Origin of the sequence: Microbacterium resistens, from assembly GCF_031456305.1 — a bacterium.
Classification (GTDB): Bacteria; Actinomycetota; Actinomycetes; order Actinomycetales; family Microbacteriaceae; genus Microbacterium; species Microbacterium resistens_A.
On sequence record NZ_JAVDUM010000003.1, the window covers coordinates 129,575 to 149,176 of the forward strand.

The 19,602-nt window shown below is 70.0% G+C and carries 18 protein-coding genes; 13 read left to right on the forward strand and 5 right to left on the reverse strand.

Annotated elements, in window-relative coordinates; all coding sequences use genetic code 11:
• The first annotated feature begins 1 nt into the window (after window position 1).
• Window positions 2-1,798: an ABC transporter ATP-binding protein gene (locus J2Y69_RS04480; protein WP_310017993.1), complete on the forward strand. Its 1,797-nt coding sequence runs from the start codon at window positions 2-4 to the stop codon at window positions 1,796-1,798.
• A 62-nt stretch (window positions 1,799-1,860) separates the two neighbouring features.
• On the opposite strand, the gene J2Y69_RS04485 is transcribed toward J2Y69_RS04480, so the two are convergent.
• Together J2Y69_RS04485 and J2Y69_RS04490 are read right to left on the reverse strand one after the other, a co-directional pair.
• Window positions 1,861-2,943, reverse strand: coding sequence for a glycosyltransferase family A protein (locus J2Y69_RS04485; protein ID WP_310017995.1), 1,083 nt, complete (start codon window positions 2,941-2,943; stop codon window positions 1,861-1,863).
• 14 nt (window positions 2,944-2,957) lie between these two features.
• Entirely contained in the window at window positions 2,958-4,064 is a 1,107-nt protein-coding gene (locus J2Y69_RS04490) for a glycosyltransferase (protein ID WP_310017998.1), read from the reverse strand.
• A gap of 168 nt (window positions 4,065-4,232) precedes the next feature.
• Between J2Y69_RS04490 and J2Y69_RS04495 the strand changes: the two genes are divergently transcribed.
• The 6 genes from J2Y69_RS04495 to J2Y69_RS04520 all read left to right on the forward strand — a co-directional run bounded on the left by J2Y69_RS04495 (window position 4,233) and on the right by J2Y69_RS04520 (window position 10,950).
• Window positions 4,233-5,462, forward strand: a complete 1,230-nt coding sequence (locus J2Y69_RS04495) for a hypothetical protein (protein ID WP_310018001.1) — start codon at window positions 4,233-4,235, stop codon at window positions 5,460-5,462.
• Window positions 5,459-6,637 (forward strand): glycosyltransferase family protein, encoded by a 1,179-nt coding sequence (locus J2Y69_RS04500; protein ID WP_310018002.1) that lies wholly within the window; start codon window positions 5,459-5,461, stop codon window positions 6,635-6,637. The genes J2Y69_RS04495 and J2Y69_RS04500 overlap by 4 nt, the downstream gene beginning before the upstream one ends.
• Window positions 6,637-7,797, forward strand: a complete 1,161-nt coding sequence (locus J2Y69_RS04505) for a glycosyltransferase family 4 protein (protein ID WP_310018004.1) — start codon at window positions 6,637-6,639, stop codon at window positions 7,795-7,797. The genes J2Y69_RS04500 and J2Y69_RS04505 overlap by 1 nt, the downstream gene beginning before the upstream one ends.
• Window positions 7,794-9,023 (forward strand): glycosyltransferase, encoded by a 1,230-nt coding sequence (locus J2Y69_RS04510; protein WP_310018006.1) that lies wholly within the window; start codon window positions 7,794-7,796, stop codon window positions 9,021-9,023. The genes J2Y69_RS04505 and J2Y69_RS04510 overlap by 4 nt, the downstream gene beginning before the upstream one ends.
• A gap of 64 nt (window positions 9,024-9,087) precedes the next feature.
• Window positions 9,088-9,582 (forward strand): hypothetical protein, encoded by a 495-nt coding sequence (locus tag J2Y69_RS04515; RefSeq protein ID WP_310018008.1) that lies wholly within the window; start codon window positions 9,088-9,090, stop codon window positions 9,580-9,582.
• A gap of 75 nt (window positions 9,583-9,657) precedes the next feature.
• Entirely contained in the window at window positions 9,658-10,950 is a 1,293-nt protein-coding gene (locus J2Y69_RS04520) for a VCBS repeat domain-containing M23 family metallopeptidase (RefSeq protein ID WP_310018010.1), read from the forward strand.
• A gap of 49 nt (window positions 10,951-10,999) precedes the next feature.
• Here the strand turns inward: J2Y69_RS04520 and J2Y69_RS04525 are convergent, their stop codons facing one another.
• Together J2Y69_RS04525 and J2Y69_RS04530 are read right to left on the reverse strand one after the other, a co-directional pair.
• Window positions 11,000-12,157, reverse strand: coding sequence for an acyltransferase family protein (locus J2Y69_RS04525; RefSeq protein WP_310018011.1), 1,158 nt, complete (start codon window positions 12,155-12,157; stop codon window positions 11,000-11,002).
• Window positions 12,158-12,210: 53 nt separating this feature from the next.
• On the reverse strand, window positions 12,211-13,119 hold the full coding sequence (locus tag J2Y69_RS04530) for an LpxD N-terminal domain-containing protein (protein WP_310018013.1): 909 nt from the start codon (window positions 13,117-13,119) through the stop codon (window positions 12,211-12,213).
• Window positions 13,120-13,233: 114 nt separating this feature from the next.
• Between J2Y69_RS04530 and J2Y69_RS04535 the strand changes: the two genes are divergently transcribed.
• The 4 genes from J2Y69_RS04535 (at window position 13,234) to J2Y69_RS04550 (ending at window position 16,015) form a co-directional block, all read left to right on the forward strand.
• Complete coding sequence (locus J2Y69_RS04535; protein ID WP_310018015.1) at window positions 13,234-13,923, forward strand: GCN5 family acetyltransferase; 690 nt, start codon at window positions 13,234-13,236, stop codon at window positions 13,921-13,923.
• An 83-nt stretch (window positions 13,924-14,006) separates the two neighbouring features.
• On the forward strand, window positions 14,007-14,228 hold the full coding sequence (locus tag J2Y69_RS04540) for an acyl carrier protein (protein ID WP_310018017.1): 222 nt from the start codon (window positions 14,007-14,009) through the stop codon (window positions 14,226-14,228).
• On the forward strand, window positions 14,221-14,982 hold the full coding sequence (locus tag J2Y69_RS04545; RefSeq protein WP_310018019.1) for an SDR family NAD(P)-dependent oxidoreductase: 762 nt from the start codon (window positions 14,221-14,223) through the stop codon (window positions 14,980-14,982). Before J2Y69_RS04540 ends, J2Y69_RS04545 begins: the two co-directional genes overlap by 8 nt.
• 25 nt (window positions 14,983-15,007) lie before the next feature.
• Complete coding sequence (locus J2Y69_RS04550; protein ID WP_310018020.1) at window positions 15,008-16,015, forward strand: 3-oxoacyl-ACP synthase III family protein; 1,008 nt, start codon at window positions 15,008-15,010, stop codon at window positions 16,013-16,015.
• Between the two features lie 32 nt (window positions 16,016-16,047).
• On the opposite strand, the gene J2Y69_RS04555 is transcribed toward J2Y69_RS04550, so the two are convergent.
• On the reverse strand, window positions 16,048-17,109 hold the full coding sequence (locus tag J2Y69_RS04555; protein ID WP_310018023.1) for a glycosyltransferase family A protein: 1,062 nt from the start codon (window positions 17,107-17,109) through the stop codon (window positions 16,048-16,050).
• Window positions 17,110-17,242: 133 nt separating this feature from the next.
• Between J2Y69_RS04555 and J2Y69_RS04560 the strand changes: the two genes are divergently transcribed.
• A complete protein-coding gene (locus tag J2Y69_RS04560) occupies window positions 17,243-18,397 on the forward strand; it encodes a glycosyltransferase family protein (RefSeq protein WP_310018025.1) in 1,155 nt (384 codons plus the stop codon).
• A complete protein-coding gene (locus tag J2Y69_RS04565; RefSeq protein WP_310018027.1) occupies window positions 18,387-19,565 on the forward strand; it encodes a hypothetical protein in 1,179 nt (392 codons plus the stop codon). Before J2Y69_RS04560 ends, J2Y69_RS04565 begins: the two co-directional genes overlap by 11 nt.
• Window positions 19,566-19,602: the final 37 nt, after the last annotated feature.

Below are 19,602 nucleotides of genomic sequence, written 5' to 3' on the forward strand. Positions count from 1 at the left end.
GATGAAACGCATCTGGCCGGTCCTCAAAGATCTCCTCCCGCTGCTGCCGCAGGGCGCGCAGCGGTACTTCATGGGCTACATGATCGCCACCACGCTGATCACCGCCCTCGACGTCGTCGCGATGTCGCTGCTCGCGGTCATCATCGGCCCTGCCCTCGCCGGTGGGAAGCTGGTCCTGCCGGTGGTCGGAGAGGTGAAGCCAGAGGTCCTTCCGCTGCTCGCCCTCGCGGCCTGTCTGCTGATCATCTTGAAGTCGGTGCTCTCGGTGGTGCTGCACTGGTTCGCGACGCGTCGTTTCGCGCGATACGAGCTGGAGATCGGCGACCGGATGTTCAAGGCGTACATCAACTCCTCCTGGGAGGAACGGTCCAAGCGCTCCGTCGCCGAGATCACCCGCATCGCCGACGGCGGCATCGCCAACACGATGTCGGGCTTCCTGCTGCCGCTGATGCGCGTCCCGAGCTCGCTCTTCACGTTCCTCCTGATCATCGGCGTGCTCCTGGTCGTTGACCCCATGACGTCGGTGATCGCGCTCGTCTACCTCTCGCTGGTCGCCTTCCTGGTCCACCAGGTCGTCACCAAGCGCGCGTTGGAGGCGGCGACCGTCAACCGCAACTACAGCTACCGCGTCGCGATCCTGATGACGGAGATGATGGAGGCGCTCAAGGAGCTGAGCCTCCGGAACCGTCTGGCCGACGTGGCTCAGCTCGTGAGCGACAGCAGGCACCATTCGGTGCGGGCGCGGGCGAACAGCTCCTTCCTCGGCGTCGTTCCCGCGTTCGCCTTCGAATCGGCGCTGATCGGCGGGGTGATCCTGATCGGCGGCGTCGCCTTCGCGCAGGGCGGGATCACGGCGGCGTTGTCGTCCGTGGCCCTGTTCACCGCGACGGGCTTCCGGCTGATCCCCGCCATCACCGGGATCCAGGGCGGCATCGTCCAGGCGGTGGCGAGCATCCCGTCGGCGACGGACGTGATCGGCGACCTCAATGCGGCCGAGAAGGACATGAAGCTCTCGCAGACCCCGGTCGACACGGCCGAGATCGCCGAGAGTCCTCAGCTCCTGCGTCTCCGGGACGTGCGCTTCCGCTATCCCAACGCCGAGGAGGACGTGATCAAGGGGCTGTCCCTGGACATCCCCCTGGGCAGCTCGCTGGGCATCGTGGGCCCGTCCGGTGCCGGCAAGTCGACGCTGATCGACCTGCTTCTCGGACTGAGTCAGCCCACCTCCGGCGAGATCGCGATCGACGGCGAGCCGCTCCGCACAGTCCTGCGGCAGTGGCGGAGCCGCGTGGGGTACGTCCCGCAGCGTGTGGCGCTGTTCGACGGCTCCCTCGCCCAGAACGTTGCTCTCACCTGGACCGAGGAGATCGACCGGGACCGCGTGATGCACGCGCTGGAGCGGGCTCAGCTCGCCGACCTCGTCTCCTCGCGTGTCGGCGGTCTCGACGAGCGGATCGGCGAACGGGGCGTCTCGCTCTCCGGCGGGCAGCAGCAGCGTCTGGGCATCGCCCGCGCTCTCTACACGGACCCGCTGGTGCTGGTGCTGGACGAGGCGACCAGCTCCCTGGACACCAAGACCGAGGATGAGGTCACCAAGGCGATCCACCGGCTCAAGGGCGAGGTCACCCTCATCTCGGTGGCGCATCGACTGTCCACGATCAAGAACTACGACCGGGTCTGCTATCTGGACGGCGGAGTGATCGCCGCACAGGGCACCTTCTCCGAGGTCGCAGGAGCGCACCCGGCGTTCGCCGAGCAGGTCGCGCTGGCCGGCCTCGCCGGGGAGATCCGACTCTGAGGCGAGATCCCCTGTCTCTCACCTGACGGCGTCGGCGGTCCGGTGAGAGACAGGGGATCTTCCTATTCCTCGCCGATCCGGTCGGCGTCCCGGAGCAGCCGCAGCATGGCCTGCGCATGCAGGGAGAACAGCGGGTTCCGGGTGAGCAGCACACCGAGCGATCGACTGTTCCACCGCTCCTGCGCGAGCTCGAGGATCCGGCCGGGATCGGGTGCGGATGAGAGCGCCTCATCGATGATCTTTCGGTCGACGCGCGAGAGGACGCTGAGCGCCCGCGGGGCCATCCTTCGCAGCCGCGTGAGGACGCGGCGCAGGTCGTCCGTGTGCTCGGCGATGGTCTCGCGTCGAGCGGTGATCGCACCGAGGAACTGGATCCGCAGGAGCTTGCTCACCAGGGCCGTCCGGTCCGCGCGGCTCATCCTCCTGAACCACGGCGCCTCGTCGACCGCGTCGAGGAAGGCGAAGTCCTCCGGGACGGTGCGCAGCGCGGAGGTGACGCGGTCGCCGGCATCTTCGTGGCCGAGGTAGGCGGGCCCCTTCCGGTCGACGGCGATCCTGCGACTCGCGAACCAGAGCTCGGCGGAGACCGCGATGTCCTCACCGCTCCCGATGCCCTCGGTGAAGCGAAGATGCCCGAACCGGGCGCGGTCGATCAGGGCGAGCGGCGCACTGCGGTAGGAGAGCCGATCGCGCCGTGCGCTGAGAAGCACGGCGCGGGCGCCCGTGCGCGTGCGGATCGGAGGGAGTGGCGTCGTCGGCCGCCCCAGGATCACGATCCTGGGGAGCACGGCGTCGGCGTGGGTCTGGCGTTGGAGGGCGAGCCAGGAGTCGAGTGCGCCGGGGGCGAGCTCGTCGTCGGATCCGAGCAGGGTCAGGAACGGGGCGGTCGAGTGCTCGAAGCCGTGGTTCATGGGTCCGGCGGGGGAGTGGATGCCGTCTTGGAGGGAGAGGAGGCGGACCTGGGGGTGGTCGGCGTAGGGGCCGAGGTGTGTGCGGATGATGTCCGGGTCGATGTTGTGGGCGACGACGTTCACGCGGACGGGGGCCTTGGTGTGGTCGACGATCGACGCGACGGCGCGGGCGATCGGACGACTCGCGGAGTGAACCGCGATCGTCGCATCGACGAGCGGATCTCCGGGGCTCATCGGTGCCGCGGGGTTCATCGGTGCTGTGCGGATCGGGACTCGCCGAGCATCGCCGCTCTTGAACCTGCCCGGAGCGTGCGGAACGGGGCCTGGGGGTGCAGCGCGAGAGCCGGGTTGCGAGGGAGCATCGCACCGATCGTACGGTAGTTCCATCGCGCGGCGAGGAGCGCTGTCATCCGCTCCTCCGTGAAGCCGCCCGCGAGCACGGCATCCAGAACCCTGCGGTCGGCGCGCGACAGGAGCCGGAGCGCGAAGGGCGCGAGGGAATGCAGGCGGGAGAGCACGGAGGCGAGATCCCGGGAGAGCGCCTCGCGATCCGACGCGGTCGAGATGCGCGCGGCGATGCCGTCGAAGACATGGATGCGAAGGAGCTTCACGACGAGGGCCTCCCGCTGCGCCCGGGTCGCGGCACGCAGCCAGGGCATCGCCTCGATCGCGTAGAGGAACCGGAAGTCCTCCAGCAGCGGGCGCGGATCTGAGGTGACCCGGTCCTCTGCGTCGTCGTGGCCGACATAGGGAGGACCCTCGAGATCGTAGGCGAGGTGCCGACCGGTGAACCAGACCGTCGCGGTGTAGGCGAGGTCCTCGCCGGAGGCGAGTCCGGCGGTGAAGCGCAGATCGCCGAAGCGGTCCCGGCTGATCAGCCCGAGGGGTGCGCTGCGATAGGAGAGCCGATCTCTCGTGCCGTCGAGATCACGAAGACGGCGCCCGTCGCGCACCGGCGGATAGGGATCGACGCCGCCGGTGACGAGACGGATCTTCGCGATCACGGCGTCGGCGCCGGTCTGGCGTTGGAGGGCGAGCCAGGAGTCGAGCGCGCCGGGGGCGAGCTCGTCGTCGGAGCCCATCACGGAGACGAACGGGGCGGTGGAGTGATCCAGGCCGTGGTTCATGGGGCCGGCGGGGGAGTGGATGCCGTCTTGGAGGGAGAGGAGGCGGACCTGGGGGTGGTCGGCGTAGGGGCCGAGGTGTGTGCGGATGATGTCCGGGTCGATGTTGTGGGCGACGACGTTCACGCGGACGGGGGCCTCGGTGTGGTCGATGATCGACGCGACGGCGCGGGCGATCGGACGACTCGCGGAGTGAACGGCGATCGTGACGTCGATGGCGGGAGAAGACACGAGACGGGATCGTACTCCCGTGATCCGGGAAAACGCACCATGCGATCATCTGGGTCCTCGTCGGCGCCCTTCGGAGCCCTCGTCGGGCTCTTCTCAGAGGGGATCGATAGGATCGACGTGGCGAGGCGTCAGGCCCGAGCCCGAGCCCCCGCTCCGGAGAAAGGCACGATGGATCGTTACAGGTTGCCGCGATGGGCGAACGCCGCCATCGATTGGATCGCGGATCACCCGAACAGCGTCGCGGGCCGTCTTGCCGCCCTTCGGATCGGCCGTCCGGGACCGCGTGGCTCCGTCCCGGCGACGACCTTCGAGGATCGACCGATCCGAGTGCTGATCGCGCCGGTGAACTACTCGGGCCAGGCGCGGGAATGGGCACGGGCCCTGGAGGCGGCTGACCCGTCGGTCTCGGCGCGGAACATGGCGATGGACGTACCAGGCGGGTTCTCCTTCGACGCGGACGTGGTCGTTCCGGTGGCGACCTTCCACAACGACCGGGACTGGCAGCGACGGGAGTTCGAGGCAGCGGCCGGCGCCACCCACGTCCTCATCGAGGCGGAGGAGCCGCCGTTCGGGCGGATGCTGGGGCGTTCGGTGCAGGCGCAGGCGGAAGCGCTCCTGCGGCGGGGCGTCGACGTCGCCTACCTCGCACACGGCACGGACGTCCGCCTCCCCTCACGGCACCGGCAGGACCACCCCTGGTCTCACTTCTCGGACGAGTCGATCTATGCTCCCCGTCTCGAGGTGGTCGCCGCGCGCAACATCGCACTGCTGGAAGCGAGCGGCCGGCCTCTGTTCGTCTCGACCCCCGACCTGCTCGCCGACGTTCCGGAGGCCGCGTGGTGCCCGGTCGTGGTCGATCCCCGACGTTGGCACGTCGACCGCACGGAGCGGCCCGCGGGACGCCCGCTCCGTGTCGCGCACGCCCCTTCGGTCTCGGCGGTGAAGGGGACCGAGCTGATCCTCCCGATCCTCACCGAGCTGGTCGACGAGGGGATCATCGAGTTCGAGCTCATCCAAGGGGTCCCCTCCGCACGGATGCCGGAGGCGTTCGCACGGGCCGACGTCGTCATCGACCAGCTGCGGATCGGGTCCTATGGAGTGGCCGCGTGCGAGGCGATGGCGGCCGGAGCCGTCGTCGTCGGTCATGTGACGGCGCCGATCCGGACGATGATCGGCGAGCGCGTGGGGCGAGAGCTTCCGATCCTGGAGGCGACGGTCGACACGATCGAGGCCGTCCTGCGCGATCTCGCGGCGCGCGCCGACCTCCCTTCCCTCCGCGATGAGGGGAGGGCGTTCGTGGAGGACGTCCACGACGGACGCCTCGCCGCGACCGTCCTCCGGACGCAGTGGATCGACCGTGGACACGGTCTCGAAGACGGAAAGGGCACTCCCCGATGAATCCTCTCGCTGAGCGCGCCTGGCACCTCGTGCCCAAGCGACTGCAGGATGCGATCGCCGCAGGGGTCGATCGTGCGCAGGGCATATCCCCGCCGCCGGTCCCGGTGCCGGACATGACGAAGCCGTACCGGATGCTCGTCGGCCCGGTGAACTACGCGGGGCAGGGCTATCGCTGGTCCCGAGCGGCGGAGAGCAGCGGCCTGGTCTCGGCGCGGAACTACGTCCACACCGGGAACAACCCGCTCGGGTACGATGCCGATCACCTCGTCTCCTGGCGCACTTCCGAGCATTCCCGCGCCTGGCAGAACGCGATGCTCGCCGAGATCCGAGGAAGCTACACGCACGTACTCATCGAGGCATGCTTCCCGATCCTGGGGGGGATGTTCCGCGGAGACGTGCGTCGACAGGTCGCGCTGATCCAGGATGCCGGGGTGAAGGTCGGCATCGTCGGGCACGGGACGGACGTGCGGCTGCCCTCGCGGCATGCGCGGAACGTGCCATACTCCCACTTCGGAGACGACGTCGAGAAGTGGGTGCCGCTGGACAAGATGGAACGGGCCATCGCGGACAACCTGGAGCTGGTCGCCGACCTCGGCGTGCCGACTTTTGTGTCCACCCCCGGTCTTCTGGACGACCTGCCGGACGCGCATCTCCTCGGGGTCGTCATCGACGTCGAGAAGTGGGCGAACACGACGCCGACGCTCGTCCGCGACCGGCTGAGGGTGGTGCACGCCCCCACGCAGACCCATGTCAAGGGCACGGCCCTCATCCGGCCGATCGTGGATCGCCTCGTCGCGGAGGGGCTGATCGAGTACGTGGAGCTGACCGGCGTCCCGAACTCCGAGATGCCGGAGACCTTCGCGAGCGCGGACGTGGTGCTGGACCAGTTCCGGATCGGTGACTACGGGGTCGGCGCGTGCGAGACGATGGCCTCGGGGCGGATCGTCCTCACGTATCTGACCGATGCCGTCCGTCGCGAGGTCGATCGACAGGCGGGCATGCCGATCCCCATCCCCGAGGTCACGGTGGACACCCTGGAGGACGTCCTGCGCGACATCGCCGCCCGCCGTGAGCACTACCGGGAGATCGCCGCGCAGGGGCCGGAGTTCGTCCGCCGGCTGCACGACGGCCGGTTCTCCCGCGACGTCCTGATGCGTGAGTTCCTGGAGGCCTGATGCGCGTCGCCATCGTCTCGCGGATCTATCGCCCCGAGCCCTCCGCCGCCTCGATCTACCTGGGTGCTGTGGCCGACGCGCTCCTGGCGGACGGCCATGAGGTCGACGTGCTCACCGCCGCACCTCCGAAGGGGATGCGGGCGCCGTCGCGCGGCGAGCGGGTGCGAACTTCCCCCGTCCTCCGCGATGCCAAGGGGTATGTGCGGGGCTATGTGCCCTACATGAGCTTCGACATCCCCCTCGCGTTCCGGCTCCTCTTCGCCCGACGACCCGACGTGGTCTTCATGGAGCCGCCGCCCACCACCGGCGTCGTCGTGCGCGTGGTCTGCGGGATCCGGCGGATCCCCTATGTCTACGACGCCGCGGACATCTGGTCCGACGCATCGCAGCTCGAGCCCGTGTCGTCCCTGGTCGTGCGTGTGCTGCGGGGGTTGGAGGGATTCGCCCTGCGGGGTGCGGCGCACGTGGTGACGGTGTCCCAGGGCGTCGTCGCCCGGACCCGTGCGCTGGGGGTCCGCAATCCGGTGACGATCACGGGGTTCGGCGCCGACACGCAGGAGTTCCCTCTGGCGATCGCGGAGCCGCAGCCGCTCTTCGTCTACGCCGGCAGCTACTCGCCCTATCACGGCGCCGACATCCTGGTCGACGGCTTCGCCCGGTTCCTGGAGACGCATCCCGGCTATCGGCTGCGGTTCATCGGGAACGGCAGCGAGCAGCCCCGTGTTCAGGCCAGGGCGGCCGAGCTGGGCGTCGCCGAGAGCATCGAGTACCTGGAGCCGGTCCCGCCCGCCGAGCTGCTCGCGCACCTGGGGGCAGCGTCCGCGAGCCTCGCGACCATCAAGCCGGGCACCGTCTACGACTACTCCTACGCGTCCAAGGCCTTCTCCTCGCTCGCGGCCGGCTGCCCGGTGCTCTTCGCCGGTCCCGGTCCCACGATCGACCTCCTCGAGGGCGCGGATCCCGACATCCGGGCCGGCATCGCCTGCGCCTATGACCCGGTGGCGATCGCCGACGCGATGCGCGACCTCGCCGACCGCCGGGCCACCCCGGAGCAGCGGGCCGCCCTTTCGGCCTGGACCGCCCGCGAGCATTCGATGGCCGCCGTGGCACGCCGGGTCGTCGACGTCCTCCGCCGGGTCGTCGCGGGGCGCGGCCGATGAGCGCCCTCCTCGGCCGGCTGACCGAATGGCTCATGCGTCGCCGTTCCTCCCTCCCCGGCTGGATGAACCGCGCGATGGAGTCGGTCGCGCGCAACCCGGACGGCCTGCTGGGGCGTCTCGCCGGCCGGCTGCTGCGGGGCGAGGACGTCGCGCCGACCACGGTCCCGAGCGCCCCCTTGCGTCTCTACATCGCGCCGACCAACTACTCGGGGCAGGGGTACGCCTGGGCCAGGGCCGTGGAGCGGGCCGACCAGGGCGTCGGTGCGCGCAACGTCGCGGTGGAGCTTCCGGGGGGCTATGGCTTCTCTGCCGACACGACGGTGCCGATCGCCACGGTGAACGCGTCCGCGGAGTGGGCCGAGGCGGAGTGGCAGTCGGCTCGCCGCTTCACGCACGTCCTGGTCGAGGCCGAGCGCTCGATGTTCGGACGTCGGTTCTCGCGGGATCTGCGTGCCGAGATCGCAGCCCTGGAGGACGCGGGGGTCGCCGTCGCGTATCTGTGCCACGGCACGGACATCCGCGACCCGGAAGCGCATGCGCGGCGCACTCCCTGGTCCCCCTATCCGGAGGACCCCCGGACCTCGTCGTTGGGAGAGGACGCGAGGGTGAACCTCCGCCTGCTCACCGAGCTGCGGCGTCCGACGTTCGTCTCCACGCCCGACCTCATCGATGACGTGCCCTGGGCGCGGTGGTGCCCTGTCGTCGTGGACGGCACGCCCTTCGCGACGGACGACGCCCCCTTCTCCGGCGCCGTCCCGCGAGTCGTGCACGTCTCGAGCTCGACGGTCCAGAAGGGGAGCCATCTGATCGAGCCGGCCGTCTCCGCGCTTCGGTCCCGAGGCGTTATCGACTACCGCCTGGTGACAGGGGCGGCGTCCTCGGAGATGCCGGGCGTCTACGCGGCGGCGGACATCGTGCTCGATCAGTTCCGGCTCGGCTCCTACGGGGTCGCCGCCTGCGAGGCGATGGCCGCGGGTCGCGTGGTGGTGGGACACGTCCTGCCATCCGTGCGGGAGCGTGTCCGCGCGGATCACGGCGTGGAGCTGCCGATCGTCGAGGCGACCCCCGACACCGTGCAGGACGTGCTCATGGAGCTCTCCGATGACCGGGAGCGTGCCCGGGGGATCGCCGCGGCAGGGCCCGGTTTCGTGGCCGCGGTCCACGACGGCCGAGCCAGTGCGAGCGCGCTCATCGACGGTTGGATCAGGCGGTCCGACCGCTCTTGACCGGGTATTGAAGCCCACGCTTTCATGCTCACATGAAACGTTCAGGAACCGCTATGGTCAGAGCATGCGCAGACTCGCTGCTCCGCTCGCCCTGACGGTCCTCCTGCTCTCCGGATGCGCGGGCGCGCCGGGCGCCGTCCCGCTGCCGACCGATGCCGCGGAGGGCCCGACGCCCTCCACGACGCCCTCCGCCACGCCTACCTCCACCGCTCCCGCCTCGCCGCAGCCGACGGGGACGCCGACGGCTCCTCCCGTCGAGTTCACCGCCGACCAGCTGGTGGAGCTCTGCGTGGAGAGGACCGTGCCGTACTTCAAGGATCCGGAGCTGAACCTGCGGACCGAGGAGGCCCAGGTGCTCCGGCGCGAGATCGACCCGCCGTGGATGGTGCACATCCCGGGAACGGGGAGCAAGGCTCCCGAGGTCGCCGCGCTCTGCGTCATCGGCGGCACGCCGGACGTGCCCGACGTCTACATCGCCGTCGCGTCCCTGCCGCTGACCGAGAAGCAGTTCCAGCACGTCCTCGTCTCGAACGAGCCGTTCTTCAGGCTCGCGGAGTAGCCCGAGAGCACCTACGGCCTCGGCGCCATCATGATCGAGCCCGGACGCGTCGGCGGCGGGCGGGGAAGGATGACAATGCCCTCGTATCGACACCGGCGCCGCTGGCGCCTCGGACTGGTCGCCGGCCTCACCGTCGCCCTCGGAGCGACCCTCTCCCTGGGGGCCGCGCCGACCACGGCAGAGGCCGCCTACGGCTCGATGATCCAGCCCGTGACCGGCTGGGTCAGCAGCGTGGTCGGGAATCGCTGCCCCGGGGCGGATGGCCATCAGGGGATCGACATCACCGGCGGCAGCATCCATGGCGCCCCGATCAAGGCGGCGTACGGCGGCACGGTGACGATCGCCGGGTGGTATAGCGGATACGGCAACGCCGTGGAGATCGTCCACCCCGCCGGCTACGAGACGCTCTACGGGCACATGGTGTCCGCGCCGAACGTCTCGATCGGCGACACCGTCGGCAAGGGCAGCGTGATCGGCAACGTCGGGAACACGGGGCAGAGCTTCGGCAGCCACCTGCACTTCGAGGTGCACAGGTACGGGGAGAACATCGCCGCGTCGCTGGGGTACTCCTGCGGGCTGAACGTGTCCCAGGGGGCGGGGATCCCCTACTCGTTCCCTGGCCTCGGAACGGTGCCCTTCGATGTCGATCAGGACGGCAACTCGGATCTCCTCGCCGTGCGGAACGACGGATATCTCGCCGCTTTCCTCGGCGATGGGGCGAGCTTCTCCGGGCACCTGCTCGGACAGGGCTGGGACACGACGACGATGCTCGCGCACGGCGACTACACCAGCGACGGCGCAGACGACGTGGTGCAGATCCGGTCGGACGGCAGCTATCACTTCTACGAGGGCAATGGTGGCGGCACGTTCACGCATCGCGTCACCGGATCGGGATGGGCGGGTTACGGCCTTCTGACAGGAGGCTCCGACTTCTCCGGTGACGGCAAGGCCGACCTCGTGGCGCGGGCCACGGACGGAAACCTCTATCTGTATCCGGGCAACGGTCAGGGCGGGTTCCAGAGCCCGCAGCTTCTCAGCATGAACTGGACGGGCATCAATGCCCTGATCGCGGGGGACTTCGACCAGGACGGGAGGGGCGACCTGATCGGCAGGGCGTCCAACGGGTCCCTCTACCTCTACCGAGGTTCCGGTCCTGGGGCACTGGGTGCGCCGACCGTCCTCGGGCCTGGCTGGTCCGGCTTCACCGTCATCGGCGGAGGCGACTACAACGGTGACGGACGGGCGGATCTCATCGGAAGGCGGATGTCGGACCAGACGCTCTGGCTGTATCCGGGAAACGGCGCGGGAGCGTTCGGCAGCCCGACCCAGATCGGCTCGGGGTGGGGAGCTTTCGTCCTGATCGTCTGACCGGGGAACCCGCTCTGAGCAGGGGACTCTGAGCGGGGTCTCACGCGGGTCAGGCCGCGGCTGCCGCGGGCAGCCGCGCCTGATCGCGGCGGTCCTTCCAGCGGCGCATGCGCTTCTCCAGCGGCTTCTCGACGAAGCTGTGCAGCGCCCAGGCTGCGGTGAGGTCGATGGCGAGGAGCACGGCGAACCAGCCGAGGTTCGCCCACCGCGCCTCCTGGTGGCCGAAGAGCCTGATGAAGAGGTAGATGAACGTGGCGTGGACCAGGTAGAAGGCGAAGGACCACTCGCCGAGACGCACTTGGAGCCGTGACTCGAACAGCGACCGTCGTCCGCGAAGTGTGTGCGAGGCGAGGGCGATGATGGCCAGTCCGCAGGCGACGGTGAACATCTCGTTCGTGAAGGTGGGAAGGGCGCCGAGCACGGGCGGAAGGGCGACGCGATAGCTGAGCAGCACGGCGAGGATCACCGCTCCGAGTGAGGCGATCCCGATCAGCGGATGAACGCGGGGCCGCCATCCGGAGCGCATCGCCCAGGCGAGCGCCATGCCGAGGACGAACTCAGGCAGGCGCTGAACGGGGAGCGGGACGGCGGAGAGCCAGGAATCGGGCCAGGCGAGGACGCCGGCTCGATAGGCGAAGGCGTAGGCGATGGCGCCACCCGCGAGGAGCAGCGCGCCGCGCTTGGACAGTGGCACCAGCACGCGGGAGATCCAGGGGTGGAGCGCATAGAAGAACGCCTCGCAGGTGAGCGTCCACGCCGCCGGGTTGCCGGAGTACAGGACCGTCGGGCTCAGGAACCACCCCTGCAGCAGGACCACCGAGAGCAGGAGGATCCCAAGGTCGAAGGGCTTGAGGAAGCTACCCTCCTGGATGGTGGCCATGGTGTAGAACACGGGCACGGCGATGACCAGCGCGACCATGTGCGACGGCCAGATGCGTGCGAAGCGGCGCCAGTAGAACGTCGACTCCGGCACCCTGGGGCGCGCCGACCAGGTGAGCACGAAGCCGGACAGGACGAAGAAGAAGGTGACGCCCAGGTAGCCGAAGTCGAAGATCGCGGAGATCGCCCCGGGGAGCGGCGCGAACTCGCGCATGTGGAAGAAGAAGACGACGAACGCCGCCCACCACCGGAGTCCGGTCAGTGCGTCGAGCCGGCCGGTGGGCTCGGCGAGCGTGGCAGAGGCGTGCAGGGCGGTTCCTTCCGTCACAGGACTCCGGCCACTTTACCGGGCGGTTCCGCCATAGCCCCGTTGCCCCGCGATCAGCGCTTCGTCGTGCCGATCCGCTTGGCCGGGTTCCCTGCGCGCACATCGTACTCAGGGATCGCACGGATAGCCGTCGCCCCGATGCCGAGCAGCGCGCCCCTGCCGACCACGATGCCGTCGATGACCGAGGCGTTCGGGCCGATCCAGACCTCGTCCTCGACGATCACGCTGCCGGAGATCTCGGCGCACGCGGTGACGATCACGTTCCGGCCGATGAGGCAGTTGTGCGCGATGTGGACGTGATCGTCGACCTTCGTGTGGTCCCCGATCGTCGTAGGCGAGATCGTTCCTGCGCACACCGTCGTGAAGCAGCCGATCTCCACGTGGTCTCCGACCTCCACCCCGCCGATGTGCGGGATGCGGAAGTTGTCGCCCGCGGCGTCCTTCTCGATACCGAAGCCCTCCTCGCCGATGACCGCGTGGCTCTTGACGAGCACGTCCTCGCCGATCCGGACGCCCGTGCCGACGACGACGTGGTCGCGGATCACGGAACGGGCGCCGATCACCGCCCCGGCGCGGATCACGGTGAACTCGCCGACGGTCGCGGACTCGTGCACGATCGCGGAGGGATGGACGCGGGCCGTGTCGGCGATGCCCGGCTCCGGCGCCTCGGTGAAATGCCTGGCGATGGCGAGGGCGAACGCCGCGCGGGGGTTGTCGGTCAGGATGAGCGCGCCGCGACTGCCCTGGGGGAGTGCGGTGCCTGCGGGGGCGATGACCACGGCCCCGGCGTGCAGGGCGCGTTCCAGGGCCTCTGCATACCGGATCACGTCGACGGCGAAGGTCAGCGATCCGGCGCCGGCGGACTGGATGGCGGCCGGCGCGGTGATCGCCGACCCGGCGCCGATCAGCTCGGCGTCGAGGCCCGCAGCGACGGTTGCGGCTTCGAGAGCGGAAGAAGACATGGGCTCGACTGTACTCCGAGCCTCCGCGTCCTCCGGGGAGCGAGCGCCGCGCCGATAGGATGTCAATCGCGTGCCATCCGCCTGTGCACGTCCGAACACAGAGATGGCTGATACATGACGACTGCCTCGCAGCCCGCGCCGACCGGGCCCCGCACCGACTTCTCGCTGGACTCGTACTCGTCGGCGTTGAAGGCCTATCGCGGCGCCGGATACGCCGTGACCGGGTTCCAGGATTTCCTCGCAGCGCCCCAGGACAAGCACCTCATCCTTCGGCACGACATCGACAACAGCATCGAGCAGGCGCTGAGAGTCGCCAGGGTGGACGCGGAGGCCGGCTGCACCTCCACCTTCTTCCTCCGGGTGCACGCACGTGGCTACAACCTCATGAGCCTGCCCTCCCTGCTGATCATCCGTGAGATGGAGGAGCTGGGGCACGAGGTGCAGCTGCATCTCGAAGGCGGCATCAACGAGGTGCTCGGGCACGACAACGACGAGTGGGCGGAACGTCAGCGGCGGGTCTTCGAGACGGCGGTCGGACGGCCCCTGGGCGGGCTGAGCCTGCACGAGCCGGCCCGCATGGGCGGTTACGAGTTCGCCTCGCGCCTGGTCGAGCGATGGTCGGACACGGTCGCCTATCACTCTTATGAGCCGCGCTTCATGATGCCGAGCATGAAGTATCTCAGCGACAGCAGTGGCAACTGGCGCGAGGGCCACTTCGCGCTCTGGGTCGACAAGGTCCCCGTGCTGCAGGTGCTGACCCACCCGTTCTGGTGGTTCGAGAAGGTCCCGGCCGAGAACTACTGACTTCGGTCAGGTCGCGGCACCGACACCGCGCCCCGGCCCCACGGACCGGCCGTACGGATAGGCCTCGCGGATAGGATGAGCGCATGGATGAAAAGGCACTGCTGAAGACCGTCGCCGAGATCCTCGAGGTCGACGAGGTCAGCCTGGACACTGATCTGGAGGACCTCGGCTGGGACTCCCTGTCGAATCTGTCCTTCATCGCGGAGGTCGACGACGCCGCAGGACTCACCATCGACGCCGACCAGCTCACCGAGGCCAAGACCGTGGCCGACCTCAAGGCGCTCGTCGACGCCGCCCGTGCCTGAGGACTTCCTCGGGCTCGACGGACGCTCGCTCGTCGTCACCGGCGCCTCCTCGGGCATCGGTCGGGCGTCCGCGGTGCTCGCGAGCAGGCAGGGCGCGCGTGTCACGCTGATCGCACGCCGTGAAGAGGCGCTGCAGGAGACGCGGGCCGCGATGGCGGGGGATGGCCATCGGATCGTCCCCTGCGACCTCTCCGATCACGTCGCCGTCACCGCGGCGCTGCGTGAGACAGCGGTGGAGCAGGGTGCGCTGGACGGGCTGATCCATGCGGCGGGGATCCACGCGACGACCCCGCTGCGCACGATCACCGCGGAGCAGGTCTCGACGGTGCTGGAGACGAACGTGACCGACACGCTGATGCTGGTCAAGGCCTTCCGGCACCGGCAGGTGCGCGGCGAGGACCCGGCCGTCGTGCTGATGTCCTCCGTCGCGGGGATGGTGGGCGAGGCCGGCGTCAGTGCGTATGCGGCCTCGAAGGCCGCGGTCGCCGCGATCGGACGTTCGCTCGCCCTCGAGCTCTCCCGTGAGCGGATCAGGGTCAACAGCATCGCGGCGGGGATCGTGGAGACCGCGCTGACCCGCGGCATCCGCGAGCGGGTGGGCGAGGCAGGCTGGGAGCGCATAGAGGCGATGCATCCCCTCGGCACGGGCCTCCCGGAGGATGTCGCCAGGGCGGCCCTCTACCTGGTCTCCTCCGCATCCGCCTGGGTGACCGGCACGACACTCGTGGTCGACGGCGGGTACACGGCCCAGTGACGGCACGGCGCCGTAGACTCGCTGCATGAACGCACGGATCGCCGCCGTCGACTACTACGTGCCGGAGGCCGTCCTCAGCAATGAGGACCTGGCCGAGCAGTTCCCGGAGTGGAGCGTCGACAAGATCGCCGCGAAGACGGGGATCCATCGCCGGCACATCGCCGCCGCGGATGAGTTCTCCTCCGACATCGCGATCGCTGCCGCCCGTTCGCTGTTCGCGCGGCATGACATCGATCCGGCGGGCATCGACTATGTGATCGTCTGCACCCAGAGCCCGGACTACTTCCTGCCGTCCACCGCCTGCATCGTCCAGGACGCGCTGGGGATCCCGACGTCGGCCGGCGCGACCGACATCACGCTCGGCTGCTCCGGCTACATCTACGCGCTGGGGCTCGCCAAGGGGCTCATCGCCTCGGGGCAGGCCTCCCGAGTGCTCGTCCTCACGGCGGACACCTACACGAAGTTCCTCAATCCGGCGGACAAGAGCGTCCGCACGATCTTCGGCGACGGCGGGTCGGCGACGCTCGTGACCGATGACGGCGGCGACGAGGCGATCACTGCCATCACCTACGGGACCGACGGCTCCGGGGCCAAGAGCCTGATCGTCCCGCACGGCGGGCTGCGTGCCGGGACCGCTCTGCAGCCCAAGGCGGATGCGGGCGCCCGCGAGCTGGAGGAGGGGTCCTACGACCTCTTCATGGACGGTCCCGAGATCTTCAACTTCACGCTGCGGGTCGTGCCGTCCTCGGTGGAGTCGATCCTCGGCAAGGCCGGCCTCGGGCTCGATGACGTCGACCTCTTCGTCTTCCACCAGGCCAATGCGTTCATGCTCGAGCATCTGCGCAAGAAGCTCGGCGTCCCCGAGGAGAAGTTCTTCGTCGGGATGGGGGAGTTCGGCAACACCGTCTCCTCGACCATCCCCATCGCGCTCGCCGAGGCTGAGCGGCAGGGCACGCTCAAGCCGGGCATGAGGGTCATGCTGCTCGGATTCGGCGTCGGGCTCTCCTGGGGCGGTCTGATCACCACCTGGTGACTCTGCTCACCACCTGGTGACGGTGCGTCGGCTCAGGCGACCATGTTCCGGAGCGTGCGGAACGGGGCCTGTCGGTGCAGACTCAGGAAGGGGTTGCGCGTGAGCGTCGAGTCCGCGTTCAGACCCCATCGTTTCCCGAACGCCTCGCGGATCCGCTCGGGGTCGGGCGAGGGCTTGTGGATCTCGTCCAGGACGTCGCGGTCGCAGCGCGCCAGCAGCGCGGTCGCGCCGGGGGAGAGGCGCTCGATCTCGTCCGCGACCCGCACGAGGTCGGGGGCGTGCGCCCCGAAGCCCTCCGGGGCGGAGAGGCGCGCCGCGATCGCGTCCATGAGATGCATGCGGAGGTTCTTCACGCCCCAGGCCCGCTTCTGCGCGGCGCTCAGTGCCGGGAACCAGTCGGTGGCGGCGATGACGCCGAGGAACCGGAAGTCCTCCTCCACCGAGCGGATGGCGGAGGTGACGCGATCCTCGCCGTCCTCGTGGAGCACGTAGGCAGGGCCCGTGCGGTCGTAGGCGAGGTGCTTCCCGGTGAACCAGAGCTGCGCCGTGAACTCCTGATCCTCGCCCGAGGCGAGCCCCGGCGTGAAGCGGAGGTGGCCGAAGCGCGTGCGGCTGACCAGTCCCTGCGGCACGCAGCGATAGGAGAGGCGGTCGTGGTCGCCGTCGAGGCCACGGGTGCGCCCGCGGCGCGCCGGCGGCATCGGATCGGGGCCCTGGATGCCGCGGCGGACCCGGGCGAGGACGGCGTCGGCGTCCGTGTCGTCCGCCAGGGCGAGCCAGGAGTCCACCGCTCCGGGCTCGAACTCGTCGTCGGAGCCGAGCACGGCGAAGTAGCGGGCCGTGGACTCCGCGATCCCATGGTTCAGCGGCCCCGCGGGGGAGTGGATCCCGTCCGCCAGGTGCAGCAGCTGCAGATCGGGGTGCTCGGCGTACTCGCCGAGGTTGTCGCGGATGATCTGCGGGTCGATGTTGTGGGCGACCACCGTCACCTGCACGGAGCGGGTGTTGTGGTCGAGGATCGACGAGGCTGCCCGTCGGATCGGGCGGGTCGCGGCATGGACGGGAATAACCACGTCGACGTCGTACTCGGTCACGGCGCCGAGTCTAGTCAGGGGAGCAGAGGAGCCGGTCCGGAGAGGGGTCGATACCCGCGACAACCCCGGTATCGTTGAGGCGCGGCGGGCCAGGCCCACCGTAGTTCCCCTTAGTCGTCCCCGGAGACCCTCGATGAAACCACGGCTTCTCATCCTCTCGTTCGTCCCGATCGACGGCGACCCCCGCGTCATCAAGCAGGTCCGCCGATTCGTCGACGAGTACGCCGTGACCACCTGCTCGCCCGGGCCGTCGCCGCACCCGGGCGTCGAGCACGTGTCGCTGCGCGACGACTTCGTCGCCGAGCGCTCGCTCGCCGAGCGGGCCGTCGGCGAGCTCGCCCGGCGCACGGAGCGATTCGGGCCGCTGTACTTCGGATCGGCCGGCGTCCTTCAGGTGGAGGCGCTGCTGGGCGGGCGCGAGTTCGACGCGGTGATCGCCAACGACGCGGAGACCGTCGGGGTCGCGTGCCGTCTGTTCGGCGGTGAGCGGGTGCACGCCGACCTGCACGAGTTCTTCCCGGACATGGGCTTCGACGACTCGAAGCTGGGGCAGCGCCAGCGGCGCTACTGGGTGTGGATGACGCGGGAGCTCGTGTCCCAGGCCGTCTCGTCCACGACCGTCGCCGGCACCATCGCCGAGCGCTACCACGAGTACGGCGTGCATCCCGGGGTCGTCACCAACTCCACGCACCTGCGCGACCTGCCCGTGCGGCCCGTGGACGGGCCGATCCGGCTGGTCCACAGCGGGAACCCCTTCCACGAGCGCAGCCTCGGGGAGATCATGCGGGCGGTCGCCTCCTCGCCGGTCGACGTGACGTTCGATCTCTACCTCACCGCGGCGCCGGAGAAGGAGCGGGCCGAGTTCGTCGCGCTCGCCGACGAGCTCGGGGAGCGCATCACCGTGCACGACCCGGTGTCCCAGTCGATCCTGATCGAGACGCTGAACCGGCACGACCTCGGGATCCACATCCTCCAGCCGGTCAGCGCCAACAACATCATGGCGCTGCCGAACAAGTTCTTCGACTACGTCCAGGCCCGTCTCGGCATCGTCATCGGCCCGTCGGTGGAGATGGAGCGCCTGGTCCACGAGCACGGTCTGGGCGTCGTGGCGGACGGGTTCGACGAGGCGGCCATCCAGCGGGCCGTCGACGCGCTGACGCCCGAGGCGGTGAACGCGTACAAGCAGGCGGCAGGGGCCGCCGCCGATGCCCTGTCCGCCGAGCGGCAGGTGGAGACCTGGGCGGAGGCCGTCGCCGCGATCGTGCGCCGGGGACGCGATGCCTCCTAGCGCCGTCGAGAGCGCCTACGGGGTCATCGCCCGTCTCCTCCCGGGGCCGGTGGCGGACCGGGTGCTGCCGGGCCGGCGGCGGGAGTTCCGCGAGACCGGAGTGACACGCGCTCGAGACGCCCGTCGCCGTCTCGTGATCGGACCGGTGAACTCGGCGGGGCAGGGATACGCCTGGGCGCGCGCGGCGGAACGCCTGCCGGACGTCGCCGCGGCCAGCTTCATGTATCGCGGGGCGGACGACGTCTTCGGGTTCACCGCGGACCATGTGATCCCGGTCGGTGCCCTGATCTCCAACGGCCGCTGGCGCGCCGCGCAGCGGGAGGCGGTCCTCACCGGGTTCACGCACGCGATCGTCGAGTCCGGGCGTCCCCTGCTCGGGCGCGAGGAGGACGTGCTGGCGCAGATCCGCCTCCTCCAGGAGCGCGGGATCCGGGTCGCCCTCCTCTGGCACGGCAGCGACATCCGTCTCCCGAGCGCGCATGCCGCGCGGGAGCCGGACTCGCCGTTCGCGCACGGCTATCCGGACACGGCGGCGCTCGAACGCATCGCCGCGGCCAACCGTGCTCTCGCCGACGCCGCCGATGTGCCGGTCTTCGTCTCCACGCCGGACCTCCTGGTCGACGCCCCACGGGGCGCGGAGTGGCTGCCGCTCGTCGTCGACGCGGACGCGTGGGCGGTGGCGGGGGCGAAGCCGGCCTTCGCCCGGGAGCGGCCGGTCGTGGTGCACGCGCCCAGCAGCGCCGGGCTGAAGGGCACCGCCGGGATCGCCGCCGCGATGGGACGCCTGCACGAGGAGGGACTGATCGAGTACCGCGAGGTGCACGGCGTCCCCTCGGCGCGGATGCCCGACCTCTACGGCGACGCCGACGTGGTGCTCGACCAGTTCGTGGTGGGCAGCTACGGCGTCGCGACGGTCGAGGCGATGGCCGCGGGGCGTCTCGTGGTCGGCCACATCCGAGACGAGGTGCGCGAGACGGTCCGGCGTCGATCGGGGCAGGAGCTGCCGGTCGTGCAGTCCCGCGCCGGCGGGATCGAGGAGGCGCTGCGGCGGATCGTCGCGGACCGCGCCGGATCGGCGTCCCTCGCCGCCCGAGGGCCGGCATTCGTCCGGCGCGTGCACGACGGCGCGCTCGCCGCAGGCGTGCTGCAGGGCTTCCTCGACTCCTGATCCCACGGAGGATGCACCGCCCTCCGTAGGATGGAGC

What these genes read in the sequence shown, in the direction of transcription:
- J2Y69_RS04550 (WP_310018020.1), top strand. Translation starts at nt 15,008, where the DNA reads ATGAACGCACGGATCGCCGCCGTCGACTACTACGTGCCGGAGGCCGTC.
- J2Y69_RS04485 (WP_310017995.1), bottom strand. Translation starts at nt 2,943, where the DNA reads ATGAGCCCCGGAGATCCGCTCGTCGATGCGACGATCGCGGTTCACTCC.
- J2Y69_RS04510 (WP_310018006.1), top strand. Translation starts at nt 7,794, where the DNA reads ATGAGCGCCCTCCTCGGCCGGCTGACCGAATGGCTCATGCGTCGCCGT.
- J2Y69_RS04515 (WP_310018008.1), top strand. Translation starts at nt 9,088, where the DNA reads ATGCGCAGACTCGCTGCTCCGCTCGCCCTGACGGTCCTCCTGCTCTCC.
- J2Y69_RS04540 (WP_310018017.1), top strand. Translation starts at nt 14,007, where the DNA reads ATGGATGAAAAGGCACTGCTGAAGACCGTCGCCGAGATCCTCGAGGTC.
- J2Y69_RS04480 (WP_310017993.1), top strand. Translation starts at nt 2, where the DNA reads ATGAAACGCATCTGGCCGGTCCTCAAAGATCTCCTCCCGCTGCTGCCG.
- J2Y69_RS04520 (WP_310018010.1), top strand. Translation starts at nt 9,658, where the DNA reads ATGCCCTCGTATCGACACCGGCGCCGCTGGCGCCTCGGACTGGTCGCC.
- J2Y69_RS04505 (WP_310018004.1), top strand. Translation starts at nt 6,637, where the DNA reads ATGCGCGTCGCCATCGTCTCGCGGATCTATCGCCCCGAGCCCTCCGCC.
- J2Y69_RS04530 (WP_310018013.1), bottom strand. Translation starts at nt 13,119, where the DNA reads ATGTCTTCTTCCGCTCTCGAAGCCGCAACCGTCGCTGCGGGCCTCGAC.
- J2Y69_RS04535 (WP_310018015.1), top strand. Translation starts at nt 13,234, where the DNA reads ATGACGACTGCCTCGCAGCCCGCGCCGACCGGGCCCCGCACCGACTTC.
- J2Y69_RS04495 (WP_310018001.1), top strand. Translation starts at nt 4,233, where the DNA reads ATGGATCGTTACAGGTTGCCGCGATGGGCGAACGCCGCCATCGATTGG.
- J2Y69_RS04500 (WP_310018002.1), top strand. Translation starts at nt 5,459, where the DNA reads ATGAATCCTCTCGCTGAGCGCGCCTGGCACCTCGTGCCCAAGCGACTG.
- J2Y69_RS04560 (WP_310018025.1), top strand. Translation starts at nt 17,243, where the DNA reads ATGAAACCACGGCTTCTCATCCTCTCGTTCGTCCCGATCGACGGCGAC.
- J2Y69_RS04565 (WP_310018027.1), top strand. Translation starts at nt 18,387, where the DNA reads ATGCCTCCTAGCGCCGTCGAGAGCGCCTACGGGGTCATCGCCCGTCTC.